1 protein-coding gene is annotated in these 1,116 nt (G+C 48.3%); it reads right to left on the bottom strand.

Annotated elements, in window-relative coordinates:
- Positions 1-1,116: FAD/NAD(P)-binding oxidoreductase (locus tag Q0277_RS03260; RefSeq protein WP_297995563.1), on the bottom strand; the 1,116-nt coding region annotated here is incomplete at both ends.

Genomic DNA, 1,116 nt, shown 5'->3' with positions numbered 1-1,116 from the left:
GTTAGTAGCGGGCAGGCAGTGTAGCCGCCGTATCTAGCACTCGGTTCGCGTCCTTTTATAATGTCGGCTAGATTTTGCGCCAGCACTGGATACATCTTGCGTATACTAGCTCCTGTTTTGCCCGCAGCAAATCCGCAAACGTCGCCGATAGCAAATATATTTTTAAATTTCGAGTGTTGCAGCGTCTCGCGCGTGAGGCTAATCCAGTTGCCTGCCACATCACCCTTTTCTACGCTTAGCCCTGCATCGGCGTAGATTTTAGAAGCCTTCACGCGAGGCACTAGGTGTAGGTAGTCAAATTTTACTTCGACTAGCTCTTTAGCGAGTTTATTTTCGCCGTTTTCGCGGTACGGCATATCGTGCTCAAATACCGCTATATTGGCACTTTTATCCACCTCAACCAGCTGATGCGAGGTAAAATACTTCACGTCTCGCTCCTCTAGCATCCCTTCTATCATTTTAGCATAAACAGGAGCGGAAAATATAGTCCGAGCACCCGAGTATATCGAGATATCAAGCTTGTCTCTGTTGCCTAAATTTCGCGCCATATCTTCGGTTAACAGCGTTACTTTTTTATTTGCGCCCGAACACTTCATCGGTGTTTTGTTGTCGCTAAAGACTATCTTGCCGCCATCTTTGCCGACTTTTTTCATTATGCCGGACATAGCAACGGCGCCTGGGATCGTGTAGATAGAAGTAACGTTGTCGCTACCGATATCGTCGGCGCTAAGTCCTTTTACGCTCTCAAACTCATACTCCGCTCCACTAGCTATCACGAGGTAGTCGTAGTTCAAATTTAACCCGTCCTCTAGCTTGACGGAATTTGTCGCCGGATCTATGGATGCGGCATTTTGCTTTATCCATTTTACGCCGTCTGGGATCAAATTTGATTTTTCGTAGGTTATGTCTTCGGGCAGATAGTGACCGGCTGCGATGAGCGTAAAGCCGGGCTGATAGTAGAAGTACTCGTCCTTATCAAGGACCGTTAGTTCGGCGTTTGGCATATCTCGTCGTAGTTTCGCCGCTAGGCTGATGCCGCCTAGACCGCCGCCGATTATTAGGATATTTGCGCGGATGTCCGCACTTTCTCCCGCATTTAGCTTGCTAGCACCTGCG

This window comes from uncultured Campylobacter sp., from assembly GCF_938030815.1.
GTDB lineage: Bacteria > Campylobacterota > Campylobacteria > Campylobacterales > Campylobacteraceae > Campylobacter_B.
Note: the sequence above shows the minus strand (reverse complement) of the source record. Positions and strands in the feature narration are given on the sequence as shown.